The sequence below is a fragment of the Arcobacter sp. YIC-80 genome (assembly GCF_044841725.1).
In the GTDB taxonomy this organism is placed as follows: domain Bacteria; phylum Campylobacterota; class Campylobacteria; order Campylobacterales; family Arcobacteraceae; genus Arcobacter_B.
Genome location: NZ_JBJBSI010000001.1, coordinates 222,137 through 237,135, shown reverse-complemented (window position 1 = coordinate 237,135; position 14,999 = coordinate 222,137). Strand labels below are relative to the sequence as shown.

At 27.7% G+C, this 14,999-nt stretch carries 13 protein-coding genes; 3 read left to right on the top strand and 10 right to left on the bottom strand.

Features of this window, described 5'->3' with window-relative positions; genetic code table 11:
- Window position 1 precedes the first annotated feature (1 nt).
- Window positions 2–391, top strand: a complete 390-nt coding sequence (locus tag ACH5BK_RS00995; RefSeq protein WP_404303898.1) for a DUF6858 family protein — start codon at window positions 2–4, stop codon at window positions 389–391.
- 11 nt (window positions 392–402) lie between these two features.
- Here the strand turns inward: ACH5BK_RS00995 and ACH5BK_RS00990 are convergent, their stop codons facing one another.
- From ACH5BK_RS00990 to aroB, 9 genes are all read right to left on the bottom strand, one after another.
- The gene (locus tag ACH5BK_RS00990; protein WP_404303896.1) at window positions 403–525 is read right to left on the bottom strand and encodes a hypothetical protein; all 123 of its coding nucleotides are present in this window, start codon (window positions 523–525) and stop codon (window positions 403–405) included.
- A 65-nt stretch (window positions 526–590) separates the two neighbouring features.
- Window positions 591–2,795: an endonuclease MutS2 gene (locus ACH5BK_RS00985; RefSeq protein WP_404303895.1), complete on the bottom strand. Its 2,205-nt coding sequence runs from the start codon at window positions 2,793–2,795 to the stop codon at window positions 591–593.
- Between the two features lie 35 nt (window positions 2,796–2,830).
- Window positions 2,831–4,165 carry an SLC13 family permease gene (locus ACH5BK_RS00980; RefSeq protein ID WP_404303893.1) on the bottom strand — a complete coding sequence of 445 codons (1,335 nt, stop codon included), beginning with the start codon at window positions 4,163–4,165 and terminating at the stop codon, window positions 2,831–2,833.
- A gap of 177 nt (window positions 4,166–4,342) precedes the next feature.
- Complete coding sequence (gene mog, locus ACH5BK_RS00975; RefSeq protein ID WP_404303891.1) at window positions 4,343–4,885, bottom strand: molybdopterin adenylyltransferase; 543 nt, start codon at window positions 4,883–4,885, stop codon at window positions 4,343–4,345.
- Complete coding sequence (gene bioV, locus ACH5BK_RS00970; protein WP_404303889.1) at window positions 4,882–5,400, bottom strand: pimelyl-ACP methyl ester esterase BioV; 519 nt, start codon at window positions 5,398–5,400, stop codon at window positions 4,882–4,884. The genes mog and bioV overlap by 4 nt, the downstream gene beginning before the upstream one ends.
- On the bottom strand, window positions 5,387–6,874 hold the full coding sequence (locus tag ACH5BK_RS00965) for an AAA family ATPase (protein ID WP_404303887.1): 1,488 nt from the start codon (window positions 6,872–6,874) through the stop codon (window positions 5,387–5,389). The genes bioV and ACH5BK_RS00965 overlap by 14 nt, the downstream gene beginning before the upstream one ends.
- Window positions 6,855–8,123 carry a tRNA (N(6)-L-threonylcarbamoyladenosine(37)-C(2))-methylthiotransferase MtaB gene (gene mtaB, locus ACH5BK_RS00960; protein ID WP_404303886.1) on the bottom strand — a complete coding sequence of 423 codons (1,269 nt, stop codon included), beginning with the start codon at window positions 8,121–8,123 and terminating at the stop codon, window positions 6,855–6,857. Before mtaB ends, ACH5BK_RS00965 begins: the two co-directional genes overlap by 20 nt.
- Window positions 8,124–8,141: 18 nt before the next feature.
- Entirely contained in the window at window positions 8,142–9,896 is a 1,755-nt protein-coding gene (locus tag ACH5BK_RS00955; RefSeq protein ID WP_404303885.1) for a mechanosensitive ion channel domain-containing protein, read from the bottom strand.
- Window position 9,897: 1 nt separating this feature from the next.
- Entirely contained in the window at window positions 9,898–10,932 is a 1,035-nt protein-coding gene (gene aroB / locus ACH5BK_RS00950; protein WP_404303884.1) for a 3-dehydroquinate synthase, read from the bottom strand.
- 151 nt (window positions 10,933–11,083) lie between these two features.
- Here aroB and ACH5BK_RS00945 point away from each other — a divergent pair, with 151 nt between their 5' ends.
- Window positions 11,084–12,730 (top strand): BCCT family transporter, encoded by a 1,647-nt coding sequence (locus tag ACH5BK_RS00945; protein ID WP_404303883.1) that lies wholly within the window; start codon window positions 11,084–11,086, stop codon window positions 12,728–12,730.
- A 176-nt stretch (window positions 12,731–12,906) separates the two neighbouring features.
- Window positions 12,907–13,329, top strand: a complete 423-nt coding sequence (locus ACH5BK_RS00940) for a hypothetical protein (RefSeq protein ID WP_404303881.1) — start codon at window positions 12,907–12,909, stop codon at window positions 13,327–13,329.
- Between the two features lie 222 nt (window positions 13,330–13,551).
- On the opposite strand, the gene ACH5BK_RS00935 is transcribed toward ACH5BK_RS00940, so the two are convergent.
- Window positions 13,552–14,982 carry an N-6 DNA methylase gene (locus ACH5BK_RS00935; protein ID WP_404303879.1) on the bottom strand — a complete coding sequence of 477 codons (1,431 nt, stop codon included), beginning with the start codon at window positions 14,980–14,982 and terminating at the stop codon, window positions 13,552–13,554.
- Between the last annotated feature and the right edge of the window lie 17 nt (window positions 14,983–14,999).

The window sequence follows — 14,999 nt, the reverse complement described above, 5'->3', positions numbered from 1 at the left end:
AATGACACAAAAAATATTTAAAAATAAATATCATATATTTGAAATAGTTTATAAGAAAGAAGAACTTAAATTCAATACTGTAGATGAAGTCATAAATGAGTTGAAAACGATGATTGACAATCATCCTATAATCTCTTATATTGCTATATTTGATCAATATGCACATACAAGCTCTTTAAAAGAAGGTGAGATAAATCCTCATATAAAAGCAGCTAAAAATATAGTTTTTTGTTTTGGGAAAGAACTCCCAACACCAGAGGTTTTAGCAGTAAGACCTAGAAGTATAGCAGTTTGTGAACTAGAAGATTCATTTATAGTAAATTTTTTAGAAGCACCAAATGATGCAGCAAATAAAACTATGGAAGAATTTATAAAAAATCTTAAGAAATAAGAACTAGTTTACTAGTTCTTATCTTCATTACTATCTACATGTATTGCTACCCAAAAACTATAAGGTAAAGCAGCAATAATAGCACTTATAAAAAGTAATCCAAAAATTACATCAAAAACTATATTATTAAACATCAAATACTTCCTTTAAATTATGAAAGAAGTATAGTTAAAAATGGTACTAAAAAAGTACCACTTTTTTAAAGTTTAATAACTTTAGCTCCAAAACCACCTTGACTTGGATGAGCGTCTGTATAAGCTTTTACTTTTGGATGAGAATCTAAAAACTTCTTAACTGCATAAGATAGTTTTCCAGTACCTATGCCATGATAAACTAAAACTTCATCAAAACCTGCTATTAGTGCATCGGATAAGAACTTATCAAGATTATCAACAGCTTCATCTGATCTTTGACCATGTAAATCAAGTTTTACATGACCACTATCTGGTTTTTGTACATTTACTGTAGCTTTTTTAGGTGGTGTTTTTATTTTTGGTGGGTTTCCACTTCTTTGTAAATCTTCAAGTTTTACTTGCACTTTCATACCCATATCATTTTCAATAAAAGCTTTTTTACCTTTTATAGAAATTAGTGTACCTTTTGTATTTCTATATTTTACCCTATCCCCTACTTTAAGCTCAACAGGATCAACTACTTTTTTTGTTTCAATTTCGCTTGCTTTTTTATGAGATATATTTAAGTGCTGATGTCCTTCTTTTACTAATTTAGCTTTTATAGCTTTTTTTGCCTCATCTCTTGCATCTTTATACTCTTTGTGAAGTTTTGACTTTTCAGAATAAATTTGATCATCTAAAGTCTCTTTTTGTTCCTTTAAATTTCTTGATAATCTTTGCATATTTTCTATTTCATCATCAAGTTTAGCAATTTTTAGTTTGTATTCCCTCTCCAAATCACTACTTCTTTGTATTAATTCATTTAGTCTATCTTTATCTTCACCATAAACTTCTTTTGCTTTTTTGATTACATTTTGAGGAATTCCATATCTACTTGCTGTTTCAAAAGCATAAGACTTACCAATAGTTCCTTGTAAAAAATCATAAGTTGGTTTTTGATTTTCTTCATCATATAATGCAGCTATTAATTCTACATCGTCATTTGAAGCCATAAGTGCAGCCAATCTTTTATGGTGAGTTGTAATAATTACTTTAATATCTCTTTTCATTAAATCTTCAATTATTACTTTAAATAAACTTGCAGCTTCATCTGAATCAGTTCCTAACTCAATCTCATCTACCCCAACTATTGCATTTTTAGCACTAAATAATTTTGAAAACTCTACCATTCTTCCTGCAAAAGTAGAAATATCATTTTTAACACTTTGGGGATCATCTAACACAGCATTTATGTTTTTAAAACTTCCGATAACTGTCTCTTTTGAAGCTTTGTAAGGAAGCAAATATTTTGATAAAAAAACTGCTGATAAAATAGATTTTAACATCATTGTTTTACCACCTGCATTTACCCCAGTAATCATAACAACTGATTTAGTAAAGTCAATACTAATAGGCTTAGGATCATGTAATGCAGGGTGAGAAAACTTCACTAATTTATTCTCTTTTTTCTTTGATGGTAAAATAAAATTTTTATCATCTATCTTCGCAAAAAATATTCTTGCTTGATAATGATCAAATCTATCAAACTCTTTATTTATAAATTTTAAAAACATCAAGTTTTTCTCAAAAGTAGAACTTATATCTTTACATACTTTAAGAAGAATTTCTTCTTTTTTATTAACTAAATCATTTTGTGCTTGTTTAAGAGAACTTACACTATGAGGTAAAACATAGAAAAAACCTGAGTTTGATCTATCTAAAACAGAAGCTTTTAATACATGGTTAAAACCACCTCTTACAAGTAAACACTCTTCGCCATTTACATAATGAACTTGTGAATCTACAAGATAAGTTCTTAGATTACTGTTGTTTATTGATTTATAAAGGCTTTGTTTAATTTGCTCTTTGTTTTTTTTGATAGCTTCATTTACTCTATCAAAATCATCATTTACACCATGTTTTAAATTTGATTTTTCATCAAAATAATCACAAACAGAATTTATTTCTGATGGTATGATAATCTTATCTATCCACTCTTGAAGTTTTCCTTCAAAGTTAAATCTTTTTAAATAGTTAAAATACTTAATAATTTTAATGAATTCATAAATTTCATAAACTTTTAAAATACCTTGTTTTTGTAAATGTACAAGTTGATTGTCTAAATTTTCAACTTTTTTTGGTTCATTAATATCATATCTTGAAAGTTCATTTATAAGTTTAAAGTGAAGGTTTATATCCCCTTCTAAGATGATTGATTTTTCTCTAGCTAAAAGTTTAGAGAAAGATTCTATATAGTCTGTTAAATCTAATTTTTTTAATATATTTTGCATGGGCGCATTATAGCCAAAAGGCTATAATACTTTTATTATAAATAATACTGCCAGTAAACTAAAGCTATTGTAGTAATACAAATAATACCAAAGATATTAAATACAATACCAAATTTAGCCATGTCTTTTACTTTTACAGCTCCACTACTCATAGCAATAGCATTTGGCGGAGTAGCAATTGGAAGCATGAAAGCATAAGAAGCACAAATAGTAGCAACAAATAAAATTAATGTACTATCAATATTAGCAACCTGACTTAATGAGTAAATAATAGGTAATGCAATAGAAATTAATGCTGTATTAGAAGTAACCTCTGTCGTAAAAGTAATAAGTGAAGCTACTAATATGATTAAGAATACAACTGGTAAATTAGTAAGTTGTAATAAATAATTTGCTATTTCATTTGCTAATCCTGTTGAAGAAAAAGCAGCAGCAATAGAAAAACCTGCACCAAATAAGAATATAATCTCATAAGGAATCTTTTTTGTATCATCCCAAGTTAAAAATCCTATTTTAGGTAAGAACATTAGTAAACCATAACCAAGTAATATACCTTTCTCATTTATTCCCAGTCCAGAATAGTATGGTTCAATTTTTGAGTTAACTAATAAAAGAACAACTAATGAACCTAAAATATATAAAAGTCTTCTTTGCTCAGAATTTAAATGTTCTCTATCTTCTAAATGAGTATCGAACTTTAAGTTATTTACACCTAGTGATAAAACAAAAGGAATAATTAAAAGCATAACAAAAGCAAGTGGTGCTGTTAAAAAAATCCATTTAACAAATGGTATAGCCTCTATTGCCTGCTGTTCCATAAATCCTAAAAGAATTAAATTAGGTGGCGTACCAATTGGTGTTACAATACCACCAATACTTGCACCATAAGCAATAGCAAGTACTAATCTCATTTTTAGTCTTAAATCATTTGTTAAGAACATAGCAATAGGAATAAGTAAAAGTGCTGTTGTTGTATTTGAAATAAGAGAACTTAAAAATGCTGAAGTTATTGATAGTGAAAATAAAATTCCTCTTGGAGTATTAGGGAAAAGTGTCAATAACTTATTTGAAACATATTTATGTAAATTGGTCTTTTGAGTAGCAATAGCTATCATAAAACCACCTAAAAATAGAAAAATAATAGATTTAGAGTAATTTACAGAAGTTGCATTTGTACTCATAATATCAAATGTAGGAAATAGTAATATTGGTAAAAGTGATACTACACCTAAAGGTAATGCCTCATTTGTCCATAATGCAACAAGAAATGCAATAATCGCAAGAAGTGTTGCATGTTGCGTATTAAACGCATAACTAGCTACAAAAAATGTAGCTAGTGCTAATACTAATGCTATAGCTATTTTTTTCAATTGAATCCTTTCTTTTTTAACTACTATATACATTGTAATTAGAATAGTCTAAATATCAAAAGAAAGTGTATAAAAATTGTATATACTACAAGAATTATTTACCTATAGTAACATAAAAAAATCTTATAACATATTTTCTACATAATAAGTACATCTTATGTACATTTTATATATAATTTACTTCTTCTTTGGTCTAAAAGGTTTAATCACATCTTCATTACATTCTAAAAACGGCCCTTCCATTAAATCAATACAATATGGAATTGCAGGGAAAACAGCGTCTAAACACTCTCTTATTGATTTTGGTTTTCCAGGTAAATTTACTATTAATGAACTTCCTCTTAATCCTGCTGTTTGTCTTGATAAAATTGCTGTTGGTACAAACTTTAATGATTCAGCTCTCATAAGCTCACCAAAACCTGGCATCATTCTATCACATACAGCTTCTGTAGCTTCTGGTGTTACATCTCTAGCTGCTGGACCTGTTCCACCAGTAGTAACAACTAAACAACAACCTTCATTATCAACTAAATCTTTCATTGTATCTTCAATAGTTTTTTGATCATCTTCAATACATCTATAAACACTCTCCCAAGGAGAAGTTAAATAATCATTCATAGTCTCTTCAATAGCTTTACCACTAATATCTTCATATATACCTTTACTAGCTCTATCAGAAGCTGTGATAATTCCTATTTTTGCTATTTGTTTTTCACTCATAAAATATGTCCTTTTTCTTTTATATAATAAACTGTTGCATAATTTTTAAAAAAATCATTTGCTTTTTGTGAATCAATAATTTTATCTTTTTCTCCAAGATAAACTTCAATTTGAACTCCTTTATCAAGGAGTTCTTGAAGTTTTTCTTCACTCCATTGATACATTAAAAGCTCTTCAAGTTCTTCATAAGTACCTAATTTAAAATATTTAGAAGTATCTTTTTTTTCGGGATATGCAATGTTTTCTAAAAAATTATCACAATAAGCTTGGGCATCTTTTTTAAAAAACATCAATTGCATTCTCTTAAACTTTTTATCTTGTGTTTGGAAAAATGCAGGTGAGAAAAGTTGAAGTTTATCTACCCTTTGAGAACTATGTAATACTTCTTCAAAAGCTTTTATAGCTCCGTAAGAAAAGCCTGAAACAGTAAAATCATTATTAATTAAATATTCACTAAATAATTCTTGTTCATTTTCTAAACAAAAACCTGAAAAATAACTTTTAGATATCTTCAATATTTATAACCTCTTTATCTAACATAACATTTTTTAATCTTTCAATATCAGCAGCATTATGAGATAAATCTGCTCTTAATTCATTTTTGATATTTGTGATTAACTCTTCTATAGAACTACTCATTTTATATTTTTCTACTATATCTTTTGCAGTAGCATAAGCACTATCTAAATCTTTATGGTTTATAGCATATTTTTCTTTTTTGATTACTTCAACACCTATAATACCTGCTAAATCTCTTTTTATATTTTCACATAATTCATGGTATGAAGGATATGTTGAATCAAGCTTTTCTACATATTCATCAAATAAAGCAACTTTTGATTTTGAAATAAAAGCTTTTGAAGCTTGATAAATAGATAAAATCTCTTTTTGTTTATCATCAAGTATTTTTATTTGTTTTTTCCCAAATTCAAGTTTATTTTTAGCAACCTCGATATCATCCATATCTAAAACTTTTGAATCTTTTTTTATCATACATAATAAAGCTTCATTAATAAGTGTTGCTAAAGATGCCGAACTAAATCCAGAAGTGTCATTTGCTAATTTTTCTATATTTACTTCATGATTTTTTTCTTTTAAATATAGTTCTAAAATTCTCTTTCTATCTTCTATGTTTGGGAGTCCAACATGAACACGTCTATCAAATCTACCTGCTCTTAAAAGTGCATCATCTAAAACTTCAATTTTATTAGTTGCTGCTATTACAATAACTCCACTATCTCCCTCAAATCCATCCATCTGAGTTAAAAGTTCATTTAATGTAGCTTCTCTTTCGTCATTTGACTTTCCACTTCTTGCTTTTCCTACTGCATCTATTTCATCAATAAATACAATTGCTGGTGCACTTTGTTTTGCTTTTGCAAAAAGTTCTCTTACCTTTTTTGCACCCATTCCCACATATATTTGTACAAATGAAGCTCCACTTTGATAAAAGAAAGGAACATCAGCCTCTCCAGCAACAGCTCTAGCTATTAAAGTCTTACCAACACCTGGAGGCCCAACTAATAAAACACCTTTTGGAAGCTTAATACCATGTTTTAAATATTTGTTTGGTTCATTTAAGAAATCAACTACTTCTTCTAGTTCTTCTTTGATTTCTGCAATTCCTGCAACATCTTTAAAAGTTACATTTGAACTTACAGCTACAATATCTGAATTTAAAACTTCATGTGATGTTTGTGCTCTTGACTTTACTAGTTCTTCATTGAAAGCACTATTTTTAACTGAACTTTTGCCTTTATTTTTCTCAATAAATTTTCTAAGTTTTTCTTGATTAAATTTAAGAACTAGTGCAAAAGCTAAAAGAATAAATAAGAAACCTATTCCTAAATAGTAAGAACTATTTTGTATATGTGCACTACTTTTGTAGATTGTATATAAAAAAAGTATTAATAAAACGATGGCAGAAATTGCCATCAACTTAAAGTTTTTATCTAAATTTTTATCTATCTTATTTGAATTTTGCGACATTTTTATTAGCCTTTGCTTCATAGTCATCTATGAAAATCCAATCTCCTACAATATCAACAGGAGATTCGACTTCTATTTGATTAAAAAATTGATCAAGCCCTATGTATTTTCCATTTTTTTCTTGTTCTATTAAAACTTCAAGTCTTTGCTTGTTATTTTGTCTAAAATCAAGATTTTTTTCTTCAATTATTTTAGTTAATTCGTTATAACGTAATTTAGCGATATCACCTTTTATTTCAGGTTTCATTGTAGCACTTGGTGTACCATCTCTTTTTGAGTATGTAAATGCATGAACATGAGTAAGTGGGAATCTATGAAGATTTTCCATAGCTTCTTTCCATAATTCATCAGTCTCACCTGGATGTCCAACAATAAAATCAGTTCCTAAAGCATATCCATTTTCTTTTAAGAATTCAAATAATTCTAAATCAGATAATACTTTATTTCTTCTATTCATAATCTTCAACATATCTTTTGATGTATGTTGCAGTGCAATATGAAGATGTTTTGCCATAAATGGTTCGTTTATGATTTCTTTAAATTCATCATCAATTTGAATAGGTTCAATACTTCCCATTCTAATTCTTCTAACACCTTTGATTTGTGACATTTTTTTAAGTAATTTGGCTAAAGAAGTATGTTGTTTTTTACCATAAGAACCTACATTTGTACCAGTTAAAATAAATTCTCCAAAACCATTTGCAGCTAAAGTCGTTACTTGCTCTAAGATTTTATCTTCTCTATAAGATCTTGCATCACCTCTTACATAAGGAATAATACAGTATGAACATCTAAAATCACAACCTTCTTGGATTTTAATAAATGCCCTACTTTTGCCAACAAATTCTTCAACAATCGTTTCATCAATATGTTCTAAATCACCAGCTTGGAAAAATCTCTCTTCTTGTTTTAAAAGCTCATTAATATTTTCTTTTTCTGAATGCCCAAATAGTGAATCAACTTTTTGCTCTTTAAACAGGCTTTCACCCTTTGTCCAAACACCACAACCTGTAAAAATAACTCTTGGGTCTTTTGGTAATTTTTTTAAAGAGTTTATATATCCTCTAGCAGTTGAATCAGCACCATTTGTAACTGTACATGAATTAATCACAACAACATCTGCTTCTTTTTCATCTTGTGTAATTTCAAAATCTTTTAAATTACTCATCATAACTTGAGTATCAAATACATTTGTTCTACAACCAAAAGTTTTAAAGTATACTCTTGGTTTATCACTTGTAAAATTCATTAAATATTGTTCCTTAATTTATCTTTTTATTATTGCATCTTCAAGTTCACTTGGCACAGTTTTTTTATGTACTGAAACTCCGTATGCATTATCTGTTTTATTAATATTAATTTGTTGAGTTGGATATGCAATATGAATATCATCTTCTTCCATAAATGCACTAATAATCTCAGGAGACATAGTACTTCTTAGCTGTAAAGCAGCATAAGAGTTTGTTAGATACCACCCTGAAATAACCATACCATGTTGTTCTGCAAAAGTAAAAACTCTTGGCTCAACACCTGTTGCTCTTAATTGATATTTATTTCTCATTTTTGATAACTGTTTTCTTGTAATATCAGTATAACCTTTTGAATAATGTTTTAAAATATCTTTTACTATCTTTTGCGCTTTTTTATGGTTTGAATCAAAAGTAATTGTAACATCAATACCATCCCAAACTGTTCTCAATCCTGAATGAGTATAGTTTGCTATCATTTCAGAAAAAATATAGTTATTTGGAATAAAGAAAATTCTACCTGTTCTTCTATTTACTGTATATGATGTGTATGTAATATCTTCTCTTATTGTAATTTTAAATAATGAAATATCAAGTACATCTCCAACTGCTTCTAAACCATTTCTAGTAACTTTGATTCTATCACCTACTTGAATAGAGCCAGATGTTACGATAACCATCCAACCAAATATTGACATAAACCAATCTTTTAAAGCAATAGCAATACCAGCTGATGCAAATCCAAGGATTGTTACTACATAAGATACATTATCAATATATGAAAAAAGTATAACCATAACAACTAAAAAAACAACTGTGAAATTTATCACTTTATTTGTCATATAATAACTCTCGTTTTGAGAGAAATATTTTTTTAGAGTAAGTTTTACTAAAAATGTAATAAGCCATAATAAAACAATAATTGCTAAAATAATTATGATTTTTTGAATTTGTTGAGATATTTGATCTTTAATTTCAAGTATTACTTGTTCTATTTTTCTTGTATAAACAATTTGTGTTGTTGATACAATCTCTAAAACCATATTAAAATCTTTTTTTTGTTTATCTAAAAATGTGATTTTATCTTTATAAATACTTTTTTGATCTAAATTAAAAAGCTCTAAATATAAAATCAATTCTTGATCTAATTTAACAGTTAAAGCTTCAATATCTTTTTCTAATTTCTGAAACTCTTTTTTATTATCTTCAAGCTTTTTAATATGAGATAAAGCATTTATAATCCCAAAAGGATTAGTAACATCTTCATATTCTTCAATTTCAGGAGGATTGATAAGTCCACCAATAGGTGAGCCTTTATACTCTTTGATTAGTTCAAGCTCATTTTCTTTTACTTTGATTTTATTATGTAATTGAAAAAGTTTCTCTTCATTATGAATTCTTTTTTTATATGCTAAATCTTTTTTTAGATTAGCTAATTCTGTAGAAATTTTACTATACGAAATATAATTTGAATATCTTTTTAATAGAATATTATCTTTTAATTCTAAATCAATTTTTTTAATTTTATCTAGTAAAACATTTATTTTAGCAAGATTTTGCATATCAATTTCTCTTGCTTTTTTTTCTGCTAATTCTCTTGCTTTTTTTGCTTCAAGCTCTTTTTGAGCTTCATCAAATCGTTCTTTTATTATCTTTTGTTCAATTTCATCAACAACAGCTTTATCTTCAGGTGCAATTGTACTAGATGTTTCTGTTACTTGTGAAAAAGAAAGAGAAAAAGCAAAAAAAGAAGACAATAATATTTTTTTAATCAATTTAAAAGTCCTTTAAAATCTCTATTACATCACTCTTACTAACTTCGTCTGTTATAACACAGTTTCCAATACCCTTTGGTAAAATAAACTTAATTTTATTATCCAATGATTTTTTATCTAAGAAAAAATGTTCATAAAAATCTTCAACATCTTTAATTTTATAAGAAGTTGGAATATTATATTTTTCAAGTAAATTCTTTACTTTTAAAGCCTCTTCTTCTTTCATAAGACCAACTTTAACAGCTAGGTTATTTGCCATAACCATTCCAATTCCCACAGCTTCTCCATGTAAATATGTATCGTAATTTGTTTCATTTTCTATTACATGACCAAAAGTATGCCCATAATTAAGAGCAGCTCTAATACCATGTTCTTTTTCATCTTTTGATACAACATCTGCTTTTGTTTCTACAGACTTAGCAATAGCAATTTTTATATTTTCATCATCTGTTAAATCATTTTGTTCTAACCACTCAAAGAATTCACTATTAAAAGTAACAGCCATTTTAACTATTTCTGCAACTCCTGCACCAAACTCTCTTTTTGGTAAAGTCTTTAGCATACTAGGATCAATAAGTACTGCTTTTGGCTGATGAAATGCTCCTATAAGATTTTTCCCATATTTATTGTTTATTCCCGTTTTTCCACCTACACTAGCATCAACTTGAGAAAGTAAAGTTGTAGGAACTTGCACAAAATTTATACCTCTTTGATAAATAGAAGCAGCAAAACCTGTCATATCACCAATTACTCCACCACCAAATGCAACAAGTAATGATTTTCTATCAAGCCTATGTTCAAAACAATGATTTAAAATCATATCAATAGTATTCATATTTTTGTATTCTTCCCCATCAGGGATAGTTACAATACTTAATTCTTTTGCACTTAAGTGTTTTTTTAAATACTCTAAATGAAAACCACTAACTGTTGGGTTTGTAACAATTACAACTTTTGTATCAAAATATATATCGTTTAATTTATCAATCGTAATATCATAAGATGTACTATCTGGTAAAGTAATATTTACTATCATATAAAATCCATTTAATCTAATTTGATAGATTTTATCTAAAAAAATCTAATTATAGGTTTAAAAGTTCTATAAAATCGGACTTTATTAACTGTCATTTAAGATTCATTTGTTAGTGTAAAGAAATAATAATTAAATTTTTTTAGGAGCAATAATGAATATATCAAGTTTTGGCTTTTTTAAAGGTATGAATAAAAATATGTCTGTATTTACTATGCTGATAATTTTAATTGCAGTTTTCTTAACAGGTTATTTTCCTGTAAAAAGTTCTGAGATTTTTGTAACTATAAGACAAGTTCTTAATCCTTTTTTAGAATGGTATTATGTTTTAATTGTTGCATTTTTACTGTTTTTTATGATTTGGCTTGGAATGGGAAGATATAAAAATGTAAGATTAGGTGGAGATTTAGAGCAACCTGAATTTACTTTCTTTTCATGGGTTTCTATGCTTTTTGCAGCAGGTACTGGAGTGGGTATACTTTTTTGGTCAGTAGCACAACCTATCATTCAGTTTCAAAATAATCCATTTACAGGAACACAAATGACCCCAGAAGCTGCTATTACAGGAATGAGTTTAAGTTATTTTCACTGGGGTTTAAATGGATGGGCGATATTTTCATTTATTGCTATTACAATGGCATATTTTTCATTTAGACATAATTATCCTTTAACAATACGTTCTGCACTTTATCCTATTTTAGGAAGGTATACAGATGGTATTATTGGAGATTTTGTTGATGTGTTAGCAGTAATAGGTACTATTTTTGGTATTGCTACAACTCTTGGTTTAGGTGTTGAACAAATGAACTCAGGATTAAAAGAAGTTCTTAATATAAACACTTCAACTACACTACAATTAATAGTTATGGCAGTTATTATGTTAATTGCTACTATATCAGTTTTATCAGGTGTAAATAAAGGTGTTAAATTACTCTCTGTAGGAAACTTTTGGCTAAGTATTATTGCATTAGGATTTTTATTGATTTTTGGTCCTACTCAATACCTTATTGGATTAACAGTAGAATCTACAGGAGATTATATTCAAAATATTTTAAGAATGACTTTCCATACTAATGTAACACATAACACAGATTGGCAAGCAGTTTGGACGGTATTTTTTTGGGGTTGGTGGATTGCTTGGTCACCGTTTGTTGGTATGTTTATCGCAAGAATTTCAAGAGGTAGAACATTTGGAGAATTTGTTGCAGGAGTACTTTTAACACCAACTCTTATTACTATTATATGGATTGGATTATTTGGTGGTACTGCTTTATATGAAGAATTATTTATGAATAAAGATATAGTAAGTGCAGTTAATGCTGATGTATCAGGAGCACTTTTTATAATGCTTGAAAATCTAAATCTTGGTATCTTAGGCAACATCACGTCATTTTTAATGATAGTTTTAATTGCTACATATTTAATAACATCAGCAAATGCAGGAACCCTAGTAATTACTACAATATTAGCAGCAGGTTCAACAGCACCTCCATCATTACATAGAGCTTTATGGGGAATTATCTTAACACTATTAACAGGTGTTTTAATTGTAGCTGGTGGCTTAGAAACTCTACAAGCAGCAGTTATTACAGCAGCATTACCTTTTTCAATTATTATAATCATCATGATAGCTGGACTACTAAAAAGCTTAAGTTTAGAAGAAACGCCTGTAAGATCAGGTAATGAATCTTTAAGTGCAAGAGAACCTTGGATATTAGAAAAAGATGTAGGAGAAAAAGGAACTATAATAGATGAATTAAATCCTAATGTAAAAAAACTAAAGGAACCTGAATATAAATAAGTTTGAAATAAAAGGCTATTTATTTCAAAAAATATAGATTATATGAAGCTAAATTATACACTAAATATAAAAATAATTTTGATGTGTTAAAATTAGCTTCTGATAGAAAAAATGGACAGTTAAGGATTTATATAATGTATGATAAAATTTAATCTTATTAAAACTAAAGGTATATAGTGAGTGTTTACTCTGAACGATTAGCAAAATTAAAAAAAGATATTAAAGCTATAGAATCTGCAAGAAAAAAGAAAAGATGGAAACCTAATCAAAAAATTGTTATTGACTTTGTAAATGGTGTTAGCAAAAATGCAGTGTTTTTAATAAATGATCAAAAAGTTATCTTAAGATTAGGAGATAACAAAAAAGGCTTCAAACATATAATAGAAAGACATTACTGCAAAGGTTGTCCTGGAGAACTTGAAACATTAGATATTATAAATATCACTGAAGTATTTTCAAGAGGATTAAAACTAAATAATATTGGTGTATCAAACACTAACTTAGAAGTATATCAACTAAATAAAAATGGGAAAATTTTAAAACTTGTTTTGGATTCTAAAAAAGATGGGGAATTAATAGTAACTTTTTACAATATATAATGGAAGCAGGACGATAACAGTATTCAACCATCGTGGGCTTACTAAACGCTCTGTATCGTAGCCCCGCTTCACTCTAAGCAGACATTTCTGTCATCAAATACACAATATATGTACTCTATGCCAAAAACAATTTATAAAATTATAGCAAATATCAAACAAATTTGTCAAGACATAATAATGTTTAATCGTCTTAGATTTACTAAGTTCAATAATAAACCCTTATTAAAAACTATCTCTTATTGCCTTAAAATTTATTAATGAGTTTTCAATATTTTCAATAATTTCATCAATTAATATTTCAGGTTCAGACAAGTTTTCAATATCTATTAAGCTATCATCTTTTAACCAAGTTATATCTAAATTGGTATCATCTCTTAATAATATTTCATCAATTTTGTATTCTCTCCATCTTCCTATGCTATTCTTTTCATCCCATTTTTCAGTAGTATTATTTCTATCTTTTAATTTATAGCAATTTACAAAATTTTGGAGATCTTTATATTTTAGAGGATTAGTCTTAGGGGTGTGCCTTACATTTGTTCTATAGTCATAAAACCAAATAGACTCTGTTTTAGGCTTTTGTTTATCAAAAAACAATACATTTGATTTTACACCTTGAGCATAAAATATACCATTTGGTAATTTTAAAATAGTATGGAGATTATATTCTTCTAATAATTTTTTTCTTATTATTTCTCCTGCTCCACCTTCAAATAATACATTATCAGGTAATACAACAGCAACTCTTCCTTTTTCATTAATCATTGTCATTATATGTTGTAAAAATGCTAATTGTTTATTACTTGTTGTTGTAATAAAATCTTTTCTTAAAAAGTAACCATCTTTTTCTGACAACTTAATATCCATAGTAGGAATATCACTACTACTTCTTCCAAAAGGAGGATTTGCTAAAACAATATCTACTTTTTCTTTTACTTCATTTTTTAAACTGTCTGTTACTTCTATAGAGGGAGTATCTTTTAAATTACCAATTCCATGTAAAAATAAATTCATTAAACAAAGTCGAGCTGTAGATGTTTCTATTTCCCAGCCTTTAAATGTTTTAAATTTTAAAAATTGTTGTTGCACTTTTGTTAATTTGTTTTTTGATATATGCTCTAGCGCACTTAAGAAGAAACCTCCAGTACCACATGAAGGATCAGATATTGTTTCATTGGGTTTTGGATCAATACATTGTACTATTGCTTCAATTACTGCTCTTGGTGTAAAGTATTGTCCAGAACCACTACTTTCAGCATTTTTTTGTAGTAATGATTCATATATATCACCTTTTATATCAGAATCACTTGTTGTCCAATTCTCCTCATTAATTAATAAAATAAGTTTTTTTAGTTTAAATGAATCATGGATTTTATTACGGGCATTTTTAAATATTTTAGTTAACATACCCCCTGATCTTCCAAGTGTATTTAAAATAACTTCATATTGAGTTATCAGTTCTCCTTTTTCTAATCCAAGCAACTCTTTCCAATTACATATTTTTGGTAAATCATATTCATTTTCTTTTTCATCTGCCATTTTAAGAAATAATAAATATGTTAGTTGCTCTAAATAATCGCCATATCCTAAGCCATCATCTCTTAAAGTATCACAATATGACCATATTTTTGTTACTAATGTATTTGTTCTCATTTTAATTTCCTATTCAC

What these genes read in the sequence shown, in the direction of transcription:
- ACH5BK_RS00995 (WP_404303898.1), top strand. Translation starts at nt 2, where the DNA reads ATGACACAAAAAATATTTAAAAATAAATATCATATATTTGAAATAGTT.
- mtaB (WP_404303886.1), bottom strand. Translation starts at nt 8,123, where the DNA reads ATGAATTTTACAAGTGATAAACCAAGAGTATACTTTAAAACTTTTGGT.
- mog (WP_404303891.1), bottom strand. Translation starts at nt 4,885, where the DNA reads ATGAGTGAAAAACAAATAGCAAAAATAGGAATTATCACAGCTTCTGAT.
- ACH5BK_RS00965 (WP_404303887.1), bottom strand. Translation starts at nt 6,874, where the DNA reads ATGTCGCAAAATTCAAATAAGATAGATAAAAATTTAGATAAAAACTTT.
- aroB (WP_404303884.1), bottom strand. Translation starts at nt 10,932, where the DNA reads ATGATAGTAAATATTACTTTACCAGATAGTACATCTTATGATATTACG.
- ACH5BK_RS00985 (WP_404303895.1), bottom strand. Translation starts at nt 2,795, where the DNA reads ATGCAAAATATATTAAAAAAATTAGATTTAACAGACTATATAGAATCT.
- ACH5BK_RS00935 (WP_404303879.1), bottom strand. Translation starts at nt 14,982, where the DNA reads ATGAGAACAAATACATTAGTAACAAAAATATGGTCATATTGTGATACT.
- ACH5BK_RS00990 (WP_404303896.1), bottom strand. Translation starts at nt 525, where the DNA reads ATGTTTAATAATATAGTTTTTGATGTAATTTTTGGATTACTTTTTATA.
- ACH5BK_RS00945 (WP_404303883.1), top strand. Translation starts at nt 11,084, where the DNA reads ATGAATATATCAAGTTTTGGCTTTTTTAAAGGTATGAATAAAAATATG.